The 14758-nt window shown below is 65.2% G+C and carries 16 protein-coding genes; 4 read left to right on the forward strand and 12 right to left on the reverse strand.

Going from position 1 to position 14758, the window contains the following annotated elements:
* Positions 1-4 precede the first annotated feature (4 nt).
* Together OXS31_RS05980 and OXS31_RS05985 are read right to left on the reverse strand one after the other, a co-directional pair.
* Positions 5-931 (reverse strand): transporter, encoded by a 927-nt coding sequence (locus OXS31_RS05980; RefSeq protein ID WP_044342820.1) that lies wholly within the window; start codon positions 929-931, stop codon positions 5-7.
* Positions 932-996: 65 nt separating this feature from the next.
* A complete protein-coding gene (locus tag OXS31_RS05985; protein ID WP_044342821.1) occupies positions 997-1965 on the reverse strand; it encodes a helix-turn-helix domain-containing protein in 969 nt (322 codons plus the stop codon).
* Between the two features lie 183 nt (positions 1966-2148).
* Between OXS31_RS05985 and OXS31_RS05990 the strand changes: the two genes are divergently transcribed.
* A complete protein-coding gene (locus tag OXS31_RS05990) occupies positions 2149-3141 on the forward strand; it encodes a dienelactone hydrolase family protein (protein WP_074583032.1) in 993 nt (330 codons plus the stop codon).
* A 261-nt stretch (positions 3142-3402) separates the two neighbouring features.
* Entirely contained in the window at positions 3403-3852 is a 450-nt protein-coding gene (locus OXS31_RS05995) for a DMT family transporter (RefSeq protein WP_267398318.1), read from the forward strand.
* A 67-nt stretch (positions 3853-3919) separates the two neighbouring features.
* On the opposite strand, the gene OXS31_RS06000 is transcribed toward OXS31_RS05995, so the two are convergent.
* The 6 genes from OXS31_RS06000 to OXS31_RS06025 all read right to left on the reverse strand — a co-directional run bounded on the left by OXS31_RS06000 (position 3920) and on the right by OXS31_RS06025 (position 9286).
* Positions 3920-4822 (reverse strand): allantoinase PuuE, encoded by a 903-nt coding sequence (locus OXS31_RS06000; protein ID WP_145247955.1) that lies wholly within the window; start codon positions 4820-4822, stop codon positions 3920-3922.
* 52 nt (positions 4823-4874) lie between these two features.
* Complete coding sequence (locus OXS31_RS06005; protein WP_027599757.1) at positions 4875-5744, reverse strand: MurR/RpiR family transcriptional regulator; 870 nt, start codon at positions 5742-5744, stop codon at positions 4875-4877.
* Positions 5745-5780: 36 nt separating this feature from the next.
* The gene (locus OXS31_RS06010) at positions 5781-7016 is read right to left on the reverse strand and encodes a cysteine desulfurase-like protein (protein ID WP_267398319.1); all 1236 of its coding nucleotides are present in this window, start codon (positions 7014-7016) and stop codon (positions 5781-5783) included.
* Between the two features lie 20 nt (positions 7017-7036).
* Complete coding sequence (locus OXS31_RS06015; protein ID WP_027599755.1) at positions 7037-7771, reverse strand: amino acid ABC transporter ATP-binding protein; 735 nt, start codon at positions 7769-7771, stop codon at positions 7037-7039.
* The gene (locus OXS31_RS06020; RefSeq protein ID WP_027599754.1) at positions 7768-8445 is read right to left on the reverse strand and encodes an amino acid ABC transporter permease; all 678 of its coding nucleotides are present in this window, start codon (positions 8443-8445) and stop codon (positions 7768-7770) included. The genes OXS31_RS06015 and OXS31_RS06020 overlap by 4 nt, the downstream gene beginning before the upstream one ends.
* 64 nt (positions 8446-8509) lie before the next feature.
* Positions 8510-9286, reverse strand: a complete 777-nt coding sequence (locus tag OXS31_RS06025) for a transporter substrate-binding domain-containing protein (protein WP_027599753.1) — start codon at positions 9284-9286, stop codon at positions 8510-8512.
* 522 nt (positions 9287-9808) lie between these two features.
* On the opposite strand from OXS31_RS06025, the gene OXS31_RS06030 reads away from it, so the two are divergent.
* A complete protein-coding gene (locus OXS31_RS06030) occupies positions 9809-11041 on the forward strand; it encodes a glutamate carboxypeptidase (protein WP_108581032.1) in 1233 nt (410 codons plus the stop codon).
* Between the two features lie 48 nt (positions 11042-11089).
* On the opposite strand, the gene OXS31_RS06035 is transcribed toward OXS31_RS06030, so the two are convergent.
* Positions 11090-12052 (reverse strand): endonuclease, encoded by a 963-nt coding sequence (locus OXS31_RS06035; protein ID WP_027599752.1) that lies wholly within the window; start codon positions 12050-12052, stop codon positions 11090-11092.
* A gap of 230 nt (positions 12053-12282) precedes the next feature.
* Here OXS31_RS06035 and OXS31_RS06040 point away from each other — a divergent pair, with 230 nt between their 5' ends.
* Positions 12283-12486 carry a hypothetical protein gene (locus OXS31_RS06040; protein ID WP_027601972.1) on the forward strand — a complete coding sequence of 68 codons (204 nt, stop codon included), beginning with the start codon at positions 12283-12285 and terminating at the stop codon, positions 12484-12486.
* 93 nt (positions 12487-12579) lie between these two features.
* On the opposite strand, the gene OXS31_RS06045 is transcribed toward OXS31_RS06040, so the two are convergent.
* The 3 genes from OXS31_RS06045 to OXS31_RS06055 form a co-directional block, all read right to left on the reverse strand.
* On the reverse strand, positions 12580-12834 hold the full coding sequence (locus OXS31_RS06045; RefSeq protein WP_077172552.1) for a DUF2790 domain-containing protein: 255 nt from the start codon (positions 12832-12834) through the stop codon (positions 12580-12582).
* 165 nt (positions 12835-12999) lie between these two features.
* Complete coding sequence (locus OXS31_RS06050; protein WP_267398324.1) at positions 13000-14172, reverse strand: MFS transporter; 1173 nt, start codon at positions 14170-14172, stop codon at positions 13000-13002.
* Positions 14173-14249: 77 nt separating this feature from the next.
* Positions 14250-14738, reverse strand: a complete 489-nt coding sequence (locus OXS31_RS06055; RefSeq protein WP_042133558.1) for a DUF3237 domain-containing protein — start codon at positions 14736-14738, stop codon at positions 14250-14252.
* Positions 14739-14758: the final 20 nt, after the last annotated feature.

Raw genomic sequence — 14758 nt, forward strand, 5'->3', positions numbered from 1 at the left:
ATCCTCAGAAGCTGTGGGAGAGCCGCACGGCGAAGGCGTAGCCCTCGGCGCGGTTGCGGGCGTCGACTTCCTTGTAGAAGTGCACCCAGACCGGCGGCAGGCCGGGCTGGAAGAAGCTCAGCGCGGGTCCCAGCGCCAGCACCCGGGCTCGATTGCCGCGCGTGAGGCCAGGGGCGTCGTCGTCGGTCAGCTGGCGGTAGTAGTAGCCGCCGAGGCCCAGGGTCCAGGGGCCGAGGTGCTGCCCCACGGCGAATTCGTGACGGTATTCCGTGCCGCTGCGGTAGTCGGTGGCGTTGTTGCGGCTGTTGAAATCGGCCTGGAGGCTGGACGAGACCTCGAAGCCCGAATCGCTGATGTAGCTCAGGTTGAGCATTGGCGAGACGGTCCAGTGATTGGTGCCCGGATTCACCAGCCGCCGCTTGTCGTAGTCCCCGGTAGGCGCCTGCACCTGGAACCAGAAGTTCACGCCCAGGTTGCGCGAGGGCTCCCATTGCAGGATCAGCGGAATGACCTGGATGTCGGCCTGGCGGAAGAGCTCGGCGCTGTCGGCAAACACCGGCACGCCGTTGGCCTTGACGTTAAGGTCCGCGTCCATCTTGAAGAAGGGCTGGACCCCGCCGAAGCCATAGCGGGCGCCGAGCACCCGGGTATCGGTCATCTTCAGATAGGCCAGGCCCAGGGAGAGGACGTCGACGGAAAAGTCGTTGCCGTTGTCGCGGCCGTGGCTGTCACGGACGGAGATGGCGCGGTAGTAGTTGGCGCGCAAGCCCAGGGTGCCGTGCGGCGTGGGCGGTGGCGTGAAGCCGGCACCGAAGTCGTAGACCCCGAAGGCGGTGGTGGGCGAGCCGTTCTCGGTGGCGAGGCTGGCGGCGGTCATTCCCAGCGCGGTGAGGCCGACGGCAAGGGTGTGGAGCGGGCGGGTAACGTTCATGGAGTTCCCTCTTCTTATTGGCCATTCGAGCCTGAGGGAAAGCCGTTACCCGCCGTTAGCCAGATTCAGCACTTCTGCATGGCGGCCTTGAGGGTGGTGGAGGGCAGCTGCCCGAACAGCCGCTGATAGTCGCGGGCGAAGCGGCTGAGATGGCAGAAGCCCCACTGGGCGGCGACGTCCTGTACCGATTCGCCTGCGCCCCGGCGCAGGGCGCGGTGGGCCGCATTGAGGCGCAGGGTTCGCAGATAGGCCACCGGATTGATGCCCAGCGTCTCCTGGAAGCAGTACTGCAGCTTGCGCCGACTGGCGCCCACGCGACTGCACAGTTCGAGGATGCTGGGCGGCTGGTCCGGATGCGCCAGGGCGTATTCCCGCGCCCGGCGGATTACCCGCAGGCGCGCGCTCGGTGCCAGTTCCTGGGACTCCGAGGTGTCGAGCAGATCGAGCAGGTACAGCAGCACGGTATCGCGCAGGGTCGCGCGGGTACGCGGATGGGCCAGCCAGGACTGGATTTCCGCCTCGGAGGCGAAGAGCTCATGGGCCAGGGCGGCCAGCTCCCCGTGGGGCCCCCCTGCAGGCAGGCGATAGCAGCCGGAAAGATCGCGCACGCTCAGGTCGCTGCGCTGACTGGCCAGCAGCCGCGCCATCTCGGCTTCCTGCAGGTTGATGCAGAGCAGTTCGAGATTGGCCGGGGTCCGCAGCTCCGGCAGGTTGTCGCCGCGCGCCACCAGCAACTGGGCTTCGTGCAGGGTATGGCCGGCGCAGTGCAGGGCGCCAGCGTCCCGCAGGGGCAGGCTGAAGGTCAGGGTGTCCCCCTGGGCCTCGCCACTCTTGAGCATCGCCTGGTTGGATCTGTCCCGCAGCAGGCTGACATCGTCCAACCAGAGGTCGCTGAGCTCGCCGTGGAAGCGCCCCGCCGACAACTGATCGTATTGCATGCGCCAGCCCTCGACGCAGAGCGCATGCTCGTCGATGTCACCGGTATACCGATGGCGGACGCGCGGCGGTAACGCGAGGGAGCCGTCTTGGTGCATTTAGGAAACCTTTTGGGTAGCACAGGGCCGGTAGTGCGAGAGCTACAAATTTCGTACCTCAAGGCAGGATCGCGCGGCAAGGGTGCCAATTCTGGCTAGTGCGGCGGGTTCTGCTCGCCGTCTTTCCAGCAGGGCACCGCCGATTGGCTACCCTGGGAAGACCTCACAAGAAGGATGCAACCGATGCGCTACCTGTCCGCTGGAACCCTGCGCCCCTTGCTCGCGGCCATTGCCGGTCTTGCCAGTGCCACGGCTTTCGCCGCCACCGCGCCCGCTACCGACATACCCGCTCGGCAAGAGGTGCTGACCTTCACCTCGCTCACCCTGAGCGATCAGCAATTCCTGACGGGGGACCAGGGCGGCACCGAGGTCCTGCTCGGCGGCGTACTATCGCTGCCGCCCGGCGAGGGCCGGGTGCCGGTGGTGCTTCTGCAGCATGGGTCGGGCGGGATGGGGGCCAACATCACCTATTGGCAGCGGCAGTTCAATCAGGCCGGCATCGCCACCTTTGCCGTGGATGGCTTCTCGGGGCGGGGCATCACTAGCACCGCCACCAATCAGGCTCAGCTGGGGCGGCTCAATTTCGTGCTGGATGACTATCGCGCCGGTGCCTTGCTCGCGCGGCATCCCCGCATCGATCCAGGCAAGATCATCCTGATGGGCTTTTCCCGTGGTGGGCAGGCCTCGCTCTATGCCGCCATGGAGCGCTTCGACAAGCGCTGGAAAAGTCAGGACTTCCAGTTCGCCGGCTATCTGTCGTTCTATCCCGACTGCTCGATCAGCTTTCGCGAGCAGGACCGGGTCGTCGCCAAGCCGCTGCGCGTCTACCACGGCCTGGCCGACAACTACGATCCCTATTCCCGCTGCGAGGGCTATCTCGCCACGCTCAAGCAGCAGGGCGCCGATCTCGGGGTGCACACCTATCCTCACGCCGAGCACGGCTTCGACAGCCCCTATGCCTGGAGTCCGGTGGTGGTCGCGAAGGGCAGCCAGACCGTGCGTGAGTGTCGGATTACCGAGAACGCCAAGGGCGAGTTGATCAACCAGCAGACCGGCAAGGTCTTTTCCTATCAGGATAGCTGCGTGGTGCTGGGGCCCAAGGTCGGGCCCGATGCGGAGGCGACCCGGCAGGCCACCCGAGATGTGCTGGCGGCGGTCAGGGCCATCGTGAAATAGGGCTCACGCTCGACATCGGCCCTGGCGGAGGAGGGCGCAGGACCGCATCGGGGTTCGAGCGGATCGGCTGGCGGGACCGGCATGGATCCAGGCGGCGGGTCAGGCCCGCTGGTCGAAAAAGCGCCCAATATCCCGGTGTAGAGCCTTCACGAGTGAGCGAGACGGCACTTTTACAAGATGTGTCCAGTCTTAATTCAGGCCTCGCCGGGTCGCTTGAGCGGCCCCGCGTCTCTCCCATGCTCCGCTCCGAGACGACTCCTGATGAATACTGCGAACTGGGCTTACATCCTTATCGTCGTGGCCGGATTTTTGCAGGCTGCCGGTGCGGCCATGAACGGCTCGCTGAACAAGGCGCTGGTCAATCCCTGGCTGGCGAACTCGGTGTCCTTCGTGATGGTCACCTTCGTCGCGATCGGGCTGTTCATCTGCATGCCCAGGCCGCTGCCTTCGGTGAGCCAGATCGGCGACATGCCCTGGTGGGCACCCCTGGGCGGCATCGCCGGCGCGGTGGCGGTCTTTGCCGGTCTGCTGTTCATCCAGCGCCTCGGCGCAGCGCCGGTGAACGGCGTCACCATCACCGCGAACCTCATCGCCAGCCTGGCCATCGATCACTTCGGCCTGTTTTCCATGGAACAGCATGCGGTCAACGGCTGGCGGCTGCTGGGCGCGATCCTGATGATCGCCGGGGTGGTGCTGATTGCCCGGTTTTGAAGCCACACCCCGGTAATCCCGGGACAGCGGAGGCCTTCGAAGCGCCTCCGGATTCACGGGAACCGGGCTAGCCGTCAGCCCTTTCCAGCCAGGCGCGGGCGATCTCCTCGCGGGTCGCGAACCAGACCCCTTCAAACTGCCTGGCGTATTCGATGAATCTCTTTATCGCCCGGACCCGACCCGGACGACCCACCATGCGTGGGTGCAGTCCGATCGACATCATGCGCGGTCCGGTCGCGGAATCCTCGTAGAGGACCTCGAAGCTTTCCTTCATGTATTCGAAGAAGTCCGAGGCCTGAGACAGGCCGGGCGAATTCCAGTAGCGGAAGTCGTTGACGTCGGCGGTATAGGGCACGACGAGATGGCGGCTGCCCTCGACCTCGACGAAGTAGGGGACGTCGTCGTTGTAGGCGTCGGAGTCGTAGAGAAAACCGCCTTCCTCGGCCACCAGCCGGCGGGTGTGGATGCTGGCGCCGTAGCGGCAGTACCAGCCGACCGGCCTCTTGCCACAGGTGCGCTCGAAGGATTCGACGGCGAGGCGGATATGCTCGCGCTCCTCCTCTTCGCTGAGGCGAAAGACTTCCTCCCAACGATAGCCATGGCTGCAGATCTCGTGGCCACCGGCGACGGCCGCCTGGGCGACGTCGGGATTCTGTTCGAAGGCCACCGCACAGGCGTGGAAGGTCGCGCGTACCGATTGCTCGTCGAGGATGTCGAGGATCCGCCAGATGCCGACCCGGGAGCCGTATTCGTACATGGATTCCATGGCCAGGTTGCGGGTGCCGGCGGGGATGGCGTAGCTGCCCCATTCGGTCATCGACTCCTGGTCCGGATCGCCCATGGCGAGCGAGCGCTCGGAGCCTTCCTCGTAGTTGATCACCAGGCTGATGGCCAGACGGGCGCCGTTGGGCCAGGTGCCTTGCGGACGTTGTCTTCCATAACCGACCAAATCGCGTGCAGGTGACAGCATCGGGATCTACTCCTGAAGTGATTGTTGTGAACTACCCGGTGAGCGCTTGGGCTCAGCAGTCGATGTCCTTCAGCCGTTCATGGTCGAAGGCGCCATCGGTATCGCCCTGGCTGAAGGCGAGTCCCATGGCCAGGGTCTGGGCGATACAGAAGGAGGCGGTGAGGGAGCGAAAGCCCAGCAGCTCGGCATCGTTGACCTCTATCACCGTCTCCGCCATCTTTCCGATCGGACTCAACACGGTGTCGGTGATGGCCACCAGCGTCACACCTGCCTCGCGCGCCTGCCGGCAGGCTTCGACGGTGTCCCTCGCGTAGGGTGGAAAACTCACCGCGATCAGCAGGTCGTCCTGGGCGATGGCGCTGACCTGTTCCGGCAGGGTGCCGCCGCCACCGCTGATCTGCACGGCGCGTCGGCCCACGCGGGCCAGGGCGTAGCTCAGGTAGGCGGCCACCGGAAAGGCCCGCCGCAGACCGATGACGAAGGTCGTGCGCGCCAGCTGCAGATGGGCGATGGCTGCTTCGATATTGGCCTGCTGGTCGCCTTCCGCCAGGTGTTCCAGGGACACGATATTGGCCTGGCTGAATTCCCGCAGGATCGCCCCGACGTCGCTGGGGTCATCCAGCAGCTTTTCCCCACCGTAGTGCCGGATGCGCTCGCTGTGGGTGGCCGCGGCCTGTTGCAGCGGCGCGCGAAACAGCCGCTGCAGATCCTTGAAACCGGCGAAACCCAACGCCTGCGCCAGCCGGATATAAGCCGCCGGGGCGATGTTGGAGCGCTTGCCCAGTTCGGCGACCGTGCTGAGGGCGATCTCGTGGGGATTGTCGATGAGGAAGCGGGCCGCATCGCGCAGGCGCTCCGACAGGTGTTCGTGCTGGGCGGTTATGCAATCGCGCAGCTCCGCAAGGGTTTCCGGTAAGGCCATGAAAAACGCTCGGCAGGTGGAAAGGAGAGGCGCCGGTCAGCGCAATTCGGTGATTGCCTGATCGAGCGCGGCGATGAGACGGTCGATTTCTTCGAGCGTGTTGTAGTGCGCCAGCGACACCCGTACCACGCCGCCCTGGGGCGCCAGGCCCAGGGCTTCGATCAGGCGTCGGGCATAGAAGTCGCCGAAGCGGATGCCGATGCGCTGCTCGTCGACCTTGAGCACCACGGCTTCCGAGCGCACGCCTTCCACCACGAAGCTGATCGTGGGCACGCGCGCCTGGACGCTGGTCTTGCCGATGATGCGGACCCCGGGGCGCTGGCGCAGAAAGCCCAGCAGTCGTTCGGCCAGGGCATCTTCCTGGATCTCGAAGGCGTCGAATGCTGCCTGCATCCGCTCGCGCTCGCTACCCTGGACGCCCAATTGGTTGGCGATGTCCAGCAGGTAGTCGGAGATGCCGATGCAGCCAAAGGACAGCTCGTAGTTGACGTTGCCGGGCTGCAGTTTGTAGGGCACCACGTCCTGGCCGATGAAGAAGTGGTTGAGGCTGGGAAAGTCCAGCAGCAGGTCACGACGGCCCCAGAGCACGGCGAAGTGCGGTCCGAAGGTCTTGTAGAAGCTGTAGACATAGAAGTCGGCGCCGCTGGCCTGTACATCGACCAGCCGGTGTGGCGCATAGGCCACCGCATCCACGCACAGCTGCGCCCCCACGGCATGCACGCGGCGGGCGATCTCGGCGACGGGATTGATCGAGCCGAGGATGTTGGAGGCGTGGGTCACGGCTACGTAGCGGGTCTTGTCGCCGAGCAGCGCCTGCAGGTCGTCCAGTTCCAGCTCGAGGCTGTCGGGATCGACCTCCCAGACACGCAGGGTGGCGCCGCGGTCTGCGCAGAGCCGGACCCAGGGGCCGATGTTGGCCTCGTGGTCGCAGTTGGTGACGATGATTTCATCGCCGGGCGCGATCGAGGGGGCGATGGCGCGGCAGAGTATCTGCAGCAGGTGGGTGGTCGAGCCGCCCATGATGACTTCGTCGGGATGAGCCGCGTTGATCAGCTGCATGACCGAGCGGCGCGCCTGCATCACCCGTTCGCCGGCCGCGACCGAGGGCGCGTAGGAGGCGCCCAGCTGGACGCTGCTGTTGAGCAGGTAGTCGGCCACCCGGTCGGCGACCCCTTGCAACACCATGGAACCACCGGCGTTGTCCATGAAGGCGTAGTCGCCGGCCAGACCGGGAAACTGCTTGCGAACGTATGCGATATCGAGGGGATTCACGCGACTCTCTCCAGCCAGGATCAGTGGTGCAGGATGGCCTGCAGGAAGGCCCGGGTGCGGGGTTCCTGAGGGGCGGTAAAGAAGGGTTCCGGGGTGTTCTGTTCGACGATGCGGCCGCTTTCCATGAAGATCACCCGGTCGGCGACGCGCCGGGCGAAGCCCATTTCATGGGTCACCACGACCATGGTGACGCCGGAGCGGGCCAGGTTCTGCATGACGTCGAGCACCTCGCCGACCATCTCCGGGTCCAGCGCCGAGGTGGGCTCGTCGAAGAGGATGGCGCGCGGCTCCATGGCCATGGTGCGGGCGATGGCGACCCGCTGCTGCTGGCCGCCGGACAACTGGCTCGGGTACTTGTGGGCGTGATCGCCCATGCCGACCTTGACCAGCAGCTCCCGCGCGCGGGCGTGGACCTCGCGCCGGTTCAGGCCGCGCACCCGGATCGGCGCCAGCGAGACGTTGTCCAGGACGTTCAGGTGCGGATAGAGGTTGAAGCTCTGGAAGACCATGCCCACTTCGCTGCGAATACCGGCCAGGCGCGGTCCGTTCTCGACCCGTTCCCCGGCCACGCGGATATGGCCCTGCTGATAGTTTTCCAGCAGGTTGATGCAGCGGATCAGCGTCGACTTGCCGGAGCCGGACGGGCCGAGGATGACCACCACCTCGCCTTCCTCCACCTGCAGATTGATGTCGCTCAGCGCCTGGAAATTGCCGTAGTACTTGTCGAGGTGTTCGATGTCGATCAGGGTGCTCATGCGGTCTTGCCTCCCATGGCATTGCGTCTTTCGACCCAGCTGACCAGTTGCACCATGGGCAGGAGCAGCAGCAGATAGAGCAGGGCGGCGCCCACCAGCGGGGTAGGGTTGGCCGTCAGGGCCTGGGCCTGGGTGGCCTGCTTGAGCAGGTCCGGCATCGCCACCACCGAGGCGAGGGCGGTGTCCTTCATGACGTTGATGCAGTTGCTGGTCATGGGCGGCAGCACGATGCGGATCGCCTGGGGCAACACGACGTCGCGCATGGTGTTGAAGAAGCTCATGCCCTGGGCGGCCGACGCCTCGAACTGACCGCGGGGAATGGCTTCGATGCCCGAGCGAAAGATCTCGGCGCTGTAGGCGCAGGACACGAGGGACAGCGCGCTGGCCGCTGCCGCGAAGGAGGACAGGCGGATCCCGACGAAGGGCAGCGCGTAATAGATCAGGACCAGCAGGACCAGCAGCGGGATGGACCTCATGATGTCGATGTAGATGCGTGCCAGCAGCCGGACCGGGGCGTAGGAATACAGCCGCAGCAGCGCCAGCAACAGCCCGCCGACCAGCCCCAGGACGATACTCACGAGGCCCAGCAGCACGGTCACGCCCAGGCCCCGGATCATCAGGGGGAGCGATTCGACGAGCACGTTCCAGTTGAAGAAGGTTTGCAGAAGATCCATGGGATACCTCGGTCACGGCCCGGGGCGCGCGGACGGCGTCCCGGGCCTGCAGCAGCGGCAGGACTCACTTGGGCGCGGCGGAGACCTTCAGGGTGCTCGACTCCTTGTCGGCCTCGGTACCGAACCACTGTTTGTGGATGGCGCCCAGGGTGCCGTCTTCCTTCATCTTGCTGATGATGTCGTTGACCTGATCGCTCATGGCCCAGCCCTTGGCATGCATCAGCGAATAGCGTTCACCGGTGGGGATGCGGGCGACGACGGTGAATTGCGGCTTGTCCTTGATGTAGTAGAGGACGGCGGGGATATCGCTCAGGTAACCATCGATGCGCCCGGAGCCCAGGTCCAGCATGGCCGGTGACAGCCCTTCGTAGCGCGAAACGTCGGCGAACTTGTATTCGTTCCTGTGCTGGCCGATCCACATGTCGCCGGTGGAGCCGGTATCGACACCCACGACCTTGCCATTCATGTCCGCCAGGCTTTTCACCTTGGAGTTGGTCAGGGCGGTCAGCGACTGGTCGCTGTCGAAGTAGGGTTGAGCGAAGGCGACCGATTCCAGGCGTTTGGGCGTGATGGTGATGGACGAAATCGCGATGTCCACGCGTTTCGACTGCACCGCGCTGAACAGCCCGTTGAAGGGAATGTTGACGAAATCCACGGTCTTGCCGGCCCGTTTCGCCACTTCCTTCACCACATCGACTTCAAAGCCGACGAAGTCACCCTTGGCGTCCTGGAACTCCCAGGGCACGTTGCCGACGTTGGCACCCACCGTCCAGTCGGCTGACCAGGCGGGCAGGGCTACGGCGGCGGTCATGAGCAGACCCAACGCTATCTTCGCTTTCATCTTCACTCCCTATTTTTCGGTGCGGTCAGTGGCTTGTTCCTTACGACGTCGAGCCGAGAGTAAGGTGATGAAATTTTTTATTCAATAGGCTTTTTTGATGAATATTTTGCTCCAAAATTGTGCGAAGCAGCTCGATGAATGCTCTGCTGTAGGGGCTTTGCGCGGGTTTTCCTGGCTGCATTTTCAGTCGATGGCCGGCGCTAGACACCTCCTGCGGCCGGTCGCACGCATGCCCGAAAATGAGTCACGCGACCTTTGGCTAGACGCTCGGCCCGGCAGCTCTCTTGCTGTCAGCGGACGAATGACAGCCTCCTCTGCAGCAGTGCGGCCGGATCGTGGGCGACTGGCCTTGGGCTAGCTCTGGCTACGGGCGTGTCTGGTCCCTGGATACTTCCTCAGGACAAGCACCGCCGGCAGCCCGCTACGGGCTCAGGCCGGTTTGGAACGGCGCGAATTTCCCCTATGTCCTTGTTGCGACTACAGTTGTCTGACTAATCCAACAATGCCAACAAGGAAAGCCCGATGTCCGCTCCGTTCTTCCGCACCACCCTCGCTGCCGTTCTCGCCTGCTGTATCGCCGTGCCCGCCAGTGCCGCGCTCGATGCGCGCATCCAGACCGCTGCGGAGCAGGCCAAGGCGCCGACGCTCAAGCTGCTGGAGCAACTGGTCAACATCGACTCGGGTTCCGGCTACGAGCCCGGCCTGAGCGAGGTGGGCAAGCTGGTCAGCGCGGAATTGAAGACACTCGGCGCCACGCTGCAACAGGTGCCCAATACCGCGCCGGACAAGAGCCAGCACCTGGTGGCCACGCTCAAGGGCAGCGGCAAGGCGAAGATTCTCCTGCTGGCGCACATGGACACGGTGTTCAAGGAAGGCACCGCCAAGGCCCGGCCGTATCGCACCGATGAAAAACGCGCCTATGGTCCGGGCGTGTCCGACGACAAGGGCGGCATCGTGGTCGCCCTGGCGGCGCTGGAGATCCTCAAGCAGCTCGACTTCAAGGACTACGGGCAGATCACCCTGTTGCTGGACGCCAGCGAGGAAACCGGCTCCCAGGCCGCCACCGAGCTGATCGCCAGTACCGCCAAGCAGCACGACGTGACGCTGAATCTGGAGCCCGGTCGACCGGCCGATGGCCTGGTGGTGTGGCGCAAGGGCAGCGCCACCGCCGTGGTGGAGGTCAAGGGCAAGTCGTCCCACGCCGGCGTCTCGCCGGAGCTGGGGCGCAACGCCGCCACCGAGGTGGCGCACCAGGTGCTGCAACTGGGCAACCTGGGCGATGCGGAAAAGAAGACCTCGGTCAACTTCACCGTGATCGAGGCGGGCGAGCGCATCAACGTGATTCCCGATCACGCCGTGGCCAAGGCCGACGTCCGCGCGGCGCTGCCCGAAGAATTCGATCGGGTGGAAAAGGACCTGGCGCGCATCGCTGCCAACAAGCAGATCCCCGATACCGAGGTGACCACGCGGCTGGAGCGTGGCCTGCCGCCGATGCCGCAGACGGCGGCGAGCGATCGGCTGCTGGCCATGGCCCAGGGCATCTATGGCGAGCTGGGCCGCAAGCTGACCGTCGAAGGCAGCGGTGGCGCCGCGGATGCCAGCATCGCCGCCGGTGCCGGCGTGCCCACCCTGGACGGCTTCGGCATCGTCGGCGGCAAGCTGCATACCCCGGAGGAGTACGTCGAACTGGACAGCGTGGCGCCGCGTATCTATCTGCTCACGCGCATGCTGGTGGAGCTGTCCAAGGGGCAGTGACGGCCTGGGCCCCCTGATGCATGGGGGCCAGCGCCCAGCGGCCAGCGATCAGGGCGCGCAGTTGCCCGCCTTGGTGAAGCCGGCCGCCTTCGCCTCGGCTTCCGAGGCGAACGTGACCTGGTTCTTCGGCGACACCTGGGCGTAGCTCGGGCAGCCTTGCGGCAGGTGATAGACGTGGCTGTTGCGGTTGCCGATGATCGCGCCCTGGCTGGCAGCGGCAGGGCTATCGGTCCTGGCCGGTGCCTTCGGCGCCGATTTCGGTCCGGGCAGCGGGCTGACGATGCCGTCGCCGACCGGCTGGTAGCCCAGCGTCCAGTGCCGCTCGCCGGACACGAAGGGATTGCCGTAGCCCATCACCGCGGCGATGCGTCTGTCCCGTTCGCGCTCCCAGGCGGTGACCGGCTGCTGCTTGTCCCAGGCCATGAGCAGTTGCTGCTGCTGGCGCGACATGTTCAGGCCGTAGCGATCGAACATGTAGAAGGTGACCCGGGCGACCAGTCCCTTGACCTCGTCGCGCGGTTCGGCGGCGCGTTCCTGGAAGTCGATCCTGGTCGTGCAGCGGCCATATTGGGGCTGCACGCCCTGGGCCATGCCGTAGTTGAAATTGGCCCGGTCCCCATTCACCTCGCCCACGGCGGGGTAGAGGTTGAAGAGGTCGGCCTCCATGGCCCGGAACACCGGGTCATCCGCCACGCAGTGTTCGCGGCCGCCGTTCTGCCAGCACTGGCGCTGATGACCAAAGGTCCAGGCCGGCACGATGTGCTCCCATTCGGTGCGCTCCCCACGGGTTTCCTGCTTGCGTGCCTGGAAGCCGCAGGAGGCGGCATCGACGCGCCCCCCGGACTTACCGACCCACTCCCATTGGCAGCCGCAATAGAGGTCGCCCTGGGCGCTGGTGTTCTGGTCGAAATAGACTTTTTGTTTGGCGATTACCTTGGCTTCGACAAAGGTATCGGGCGCAGCGGCGAACGCGGAGGAGGCCAGCAGCGTGGCCAGGAGAAGCGAGAGCAGAGGACGCATGTATCTTCACGGCTTATTTAGGGCGCCGAATTGTATAGCTTTTGCCGGGCTGATGGCGGGTGCAAAGGTTCGGGGGAGTCAAGGAAGCGCTCTAGCCCGAGGGGGCGGGAAACACCGCGGTGGAACGCATATTCAGCAACAATGAGATTCGCTACGATTTGTGAACCAAATCTCAAAAACTTGTCTGATGACGCAGTCTGCACATCTGTCCGGAGTTTTTTATGAATGGCCCCAACCCCTGCTGTGATCTGGGTATGAGCACCTCGTTGCTGGAGCAGGAGCTGGCCGAGCGCAAGACGCGTCTGGCCCATGCCCATGCCCATGCCCAGGCCGATGCCCAGCGCCAGTTCCTATCCTATGCGGACGAGCACGCCTGCATCGCCGTGCTGGAGCGGGCGCTGGCCAAGGCCTATCGGTTTTTCTAGTGTCTGGCTGCCGGCGCCTGGCGTGAGACGCCGGAGTCCGGCTTAGGGAGACGCCTATTCAGGCGCTCCTTCGGCACTGGGTCGACTAGCGCCTCAATTCTGGTTGTAGCAGCCGTTGCCGAACACCTGGTAATCCAGTTCATGTTCCCGGCCAGCGTGATCCAGGTAGTCGAGGCGGGCCGTGACGATCCCGCATTGGGCGCTCAGGTCGGTCTGGCTGACCACCCGGTCGACGTCGAGGGGGACGAAGAAGCCGGGCTTGTCGTGGATCAGGGCGGGATGGTCGGGAGCGGCCAGGGCGGAGCCGGTGGCGAGCAGACCGAAGAGACCGAGCAGCAGTGCTTTCATGATGAGTCCTCTTGAGTGGGGTAGCTATTCGCTGACCGGGCCACTCTAGGAGGACAGGGGGGACGTCAGCCTGACCGGCGCATGACAAATTGGTCATGGAGGTTGTCGTCTGGTCGCGCAGAAGGCCGAGAGATCCGCGCGGACCTCTTACCAGGCGCCCAATGCTCAGACCGAGCAGTCCAGCGTCTTGCCCGGCACCCGGCGCCGCCCGCAGGACAGCATGACGATCACCAGGACGCAGCCGATGAGGATGGCCCCTGAGGACAGCACGAAAAGGCTGCGCCGGTCGTTACCTTCGATGATCAGGCCCAGCAGGGTCGGCGCCGCCGCGGCCGAGGCGACCTGCACCACGCCGACCAGCTTGGTCAGGCGACCGCTCGGATCGTGGGTCACCACCAGCGACATGTAGTAGGACAGCGCCAGGTTCCAGCCGAAGTTCATCAGGAACACCGCGAGCAGCAGATCCGCAGCGGTGTGGATGCGCGTGGCCAGCAGGTAGATGGCGCCGAGCACGGCCAGGGAGCCGGTGAGGATCATCGGCATCCGGCCCAGGTGCCGCCCGGCTGCGCTCGGCAGCGCCGCACCAGGCAGGCCGCCGAGCAGGCCGAGGCTGATCGCCCAGCCGATATCGACCGGTGCCACCCCGGCGTCACTGGCGATGCCCTCGACGAAGCCCCACAGCGAATAGATCGACAGCTGCAGGAACAGCATGCCGAGCAGCGAGCAGACGCCGATCACCGTCAGGCCGGAGCGCAGCGACGCCTGGGAAACGGATCGTGTTTCCGGGCTGTGCCTGGCCGGCAGGCAGAGGCTCAGCAGACAGACCAGGGCGAACCAGGCTGCCAGGTAGTAGATCGCCCCGGCGAAACCCTGCCACTGGGCGATCATCGGCATGATCACCGCGCTGCTGGCGAACAGGGCGGTCTGCACGAACAGCAGGATGCCGAAGGACCTGTCCTGGCCCGGCATGCTGCCCAGCCAGTAGATGGCGTAGGAGTAGAGCACACCCGAGCAGAGACCCGAGAGGCCGCGCAAGGCCAGCAGCGGATCGAGCGCGGTGACGCTGGCGGTCGCGGTGTTGGCGAACAACAGTAGCAGGGCGGTGCCCAGGGCCAGGGTGCGCGGACCGAGGAAGCGGTTCATCGGCAGGTACAGCAGCGTCCCGACGATGGAGCCGCACATCTCCACGGACAGGGTCCAGCTCTGCTGCGCCAGGCTCAGGCCGAGGCGTTCGGTCAGCAGTCCGATAAAGATCGGCTGCACACCGATGACGAGGATCGAGGCGGCGGCGATGGCGATGCACGCGGCGCGTACCAGGGTTTGATGGGCGATGGTCATGGTCATTTACCTGCCGGCTCGGCCACGGCGGGGCCTGCCGCTTCAGTAGAAAGCCGTGCTGCGAGAAGGGTGGGCGGTCAGGTGAGGCGATAGCAATGGATGGCGACCCGGTCGGCGGCGGGATAGCCCACCTTGCCGATCATCACGCTACGGGTCAGCCAGTCGAGTCTGCCGCTGGCCACCTGGAAGCGCGGCGTGCAACTGCAGTGATAGTCCTCCTCGGCGATGGGCCAGAGGCCCTGGGCGACCTGCGCCCGGCCCCGGTCGCTGAGGGTGATCAGGCCGGTGTTGTGGATATTGATCCACTCGCCCTGGTCGCTGCGCAGGCTGTAGCGAGCGTCCAGCTCGCCCACGCCATCGCTGCGCAGCAGATAGAAATCCGCGCCGCCGGCGATGACTTCGCCGCGCACGTTCAGGCCTTCGAACTGCCCGCCGGTGATGCGGTAGTTGCTGCGCTGGCCATCCGTGCAGGCGCCCAGGCCATCGGCCGGATCGATGATCACATGCAGGCTCAGCACCCATTCCAGCGTCGGCACGGCGATCCCGTTTTCTGTCTTGGTATTCATCACGCTCTCCTGTGCCCCTC

The organism is Pseudomonas sp. GM_Psu_1 (assembly GCF_026544185.1).
Taxonomy (GTDB): Bacteria; Pseudomonadota; Gammaproteobacteria; order Pseudomonadales; family Pseudomonadaceae; genus Chryseomonas; species Chryseomonas oryzihabitans.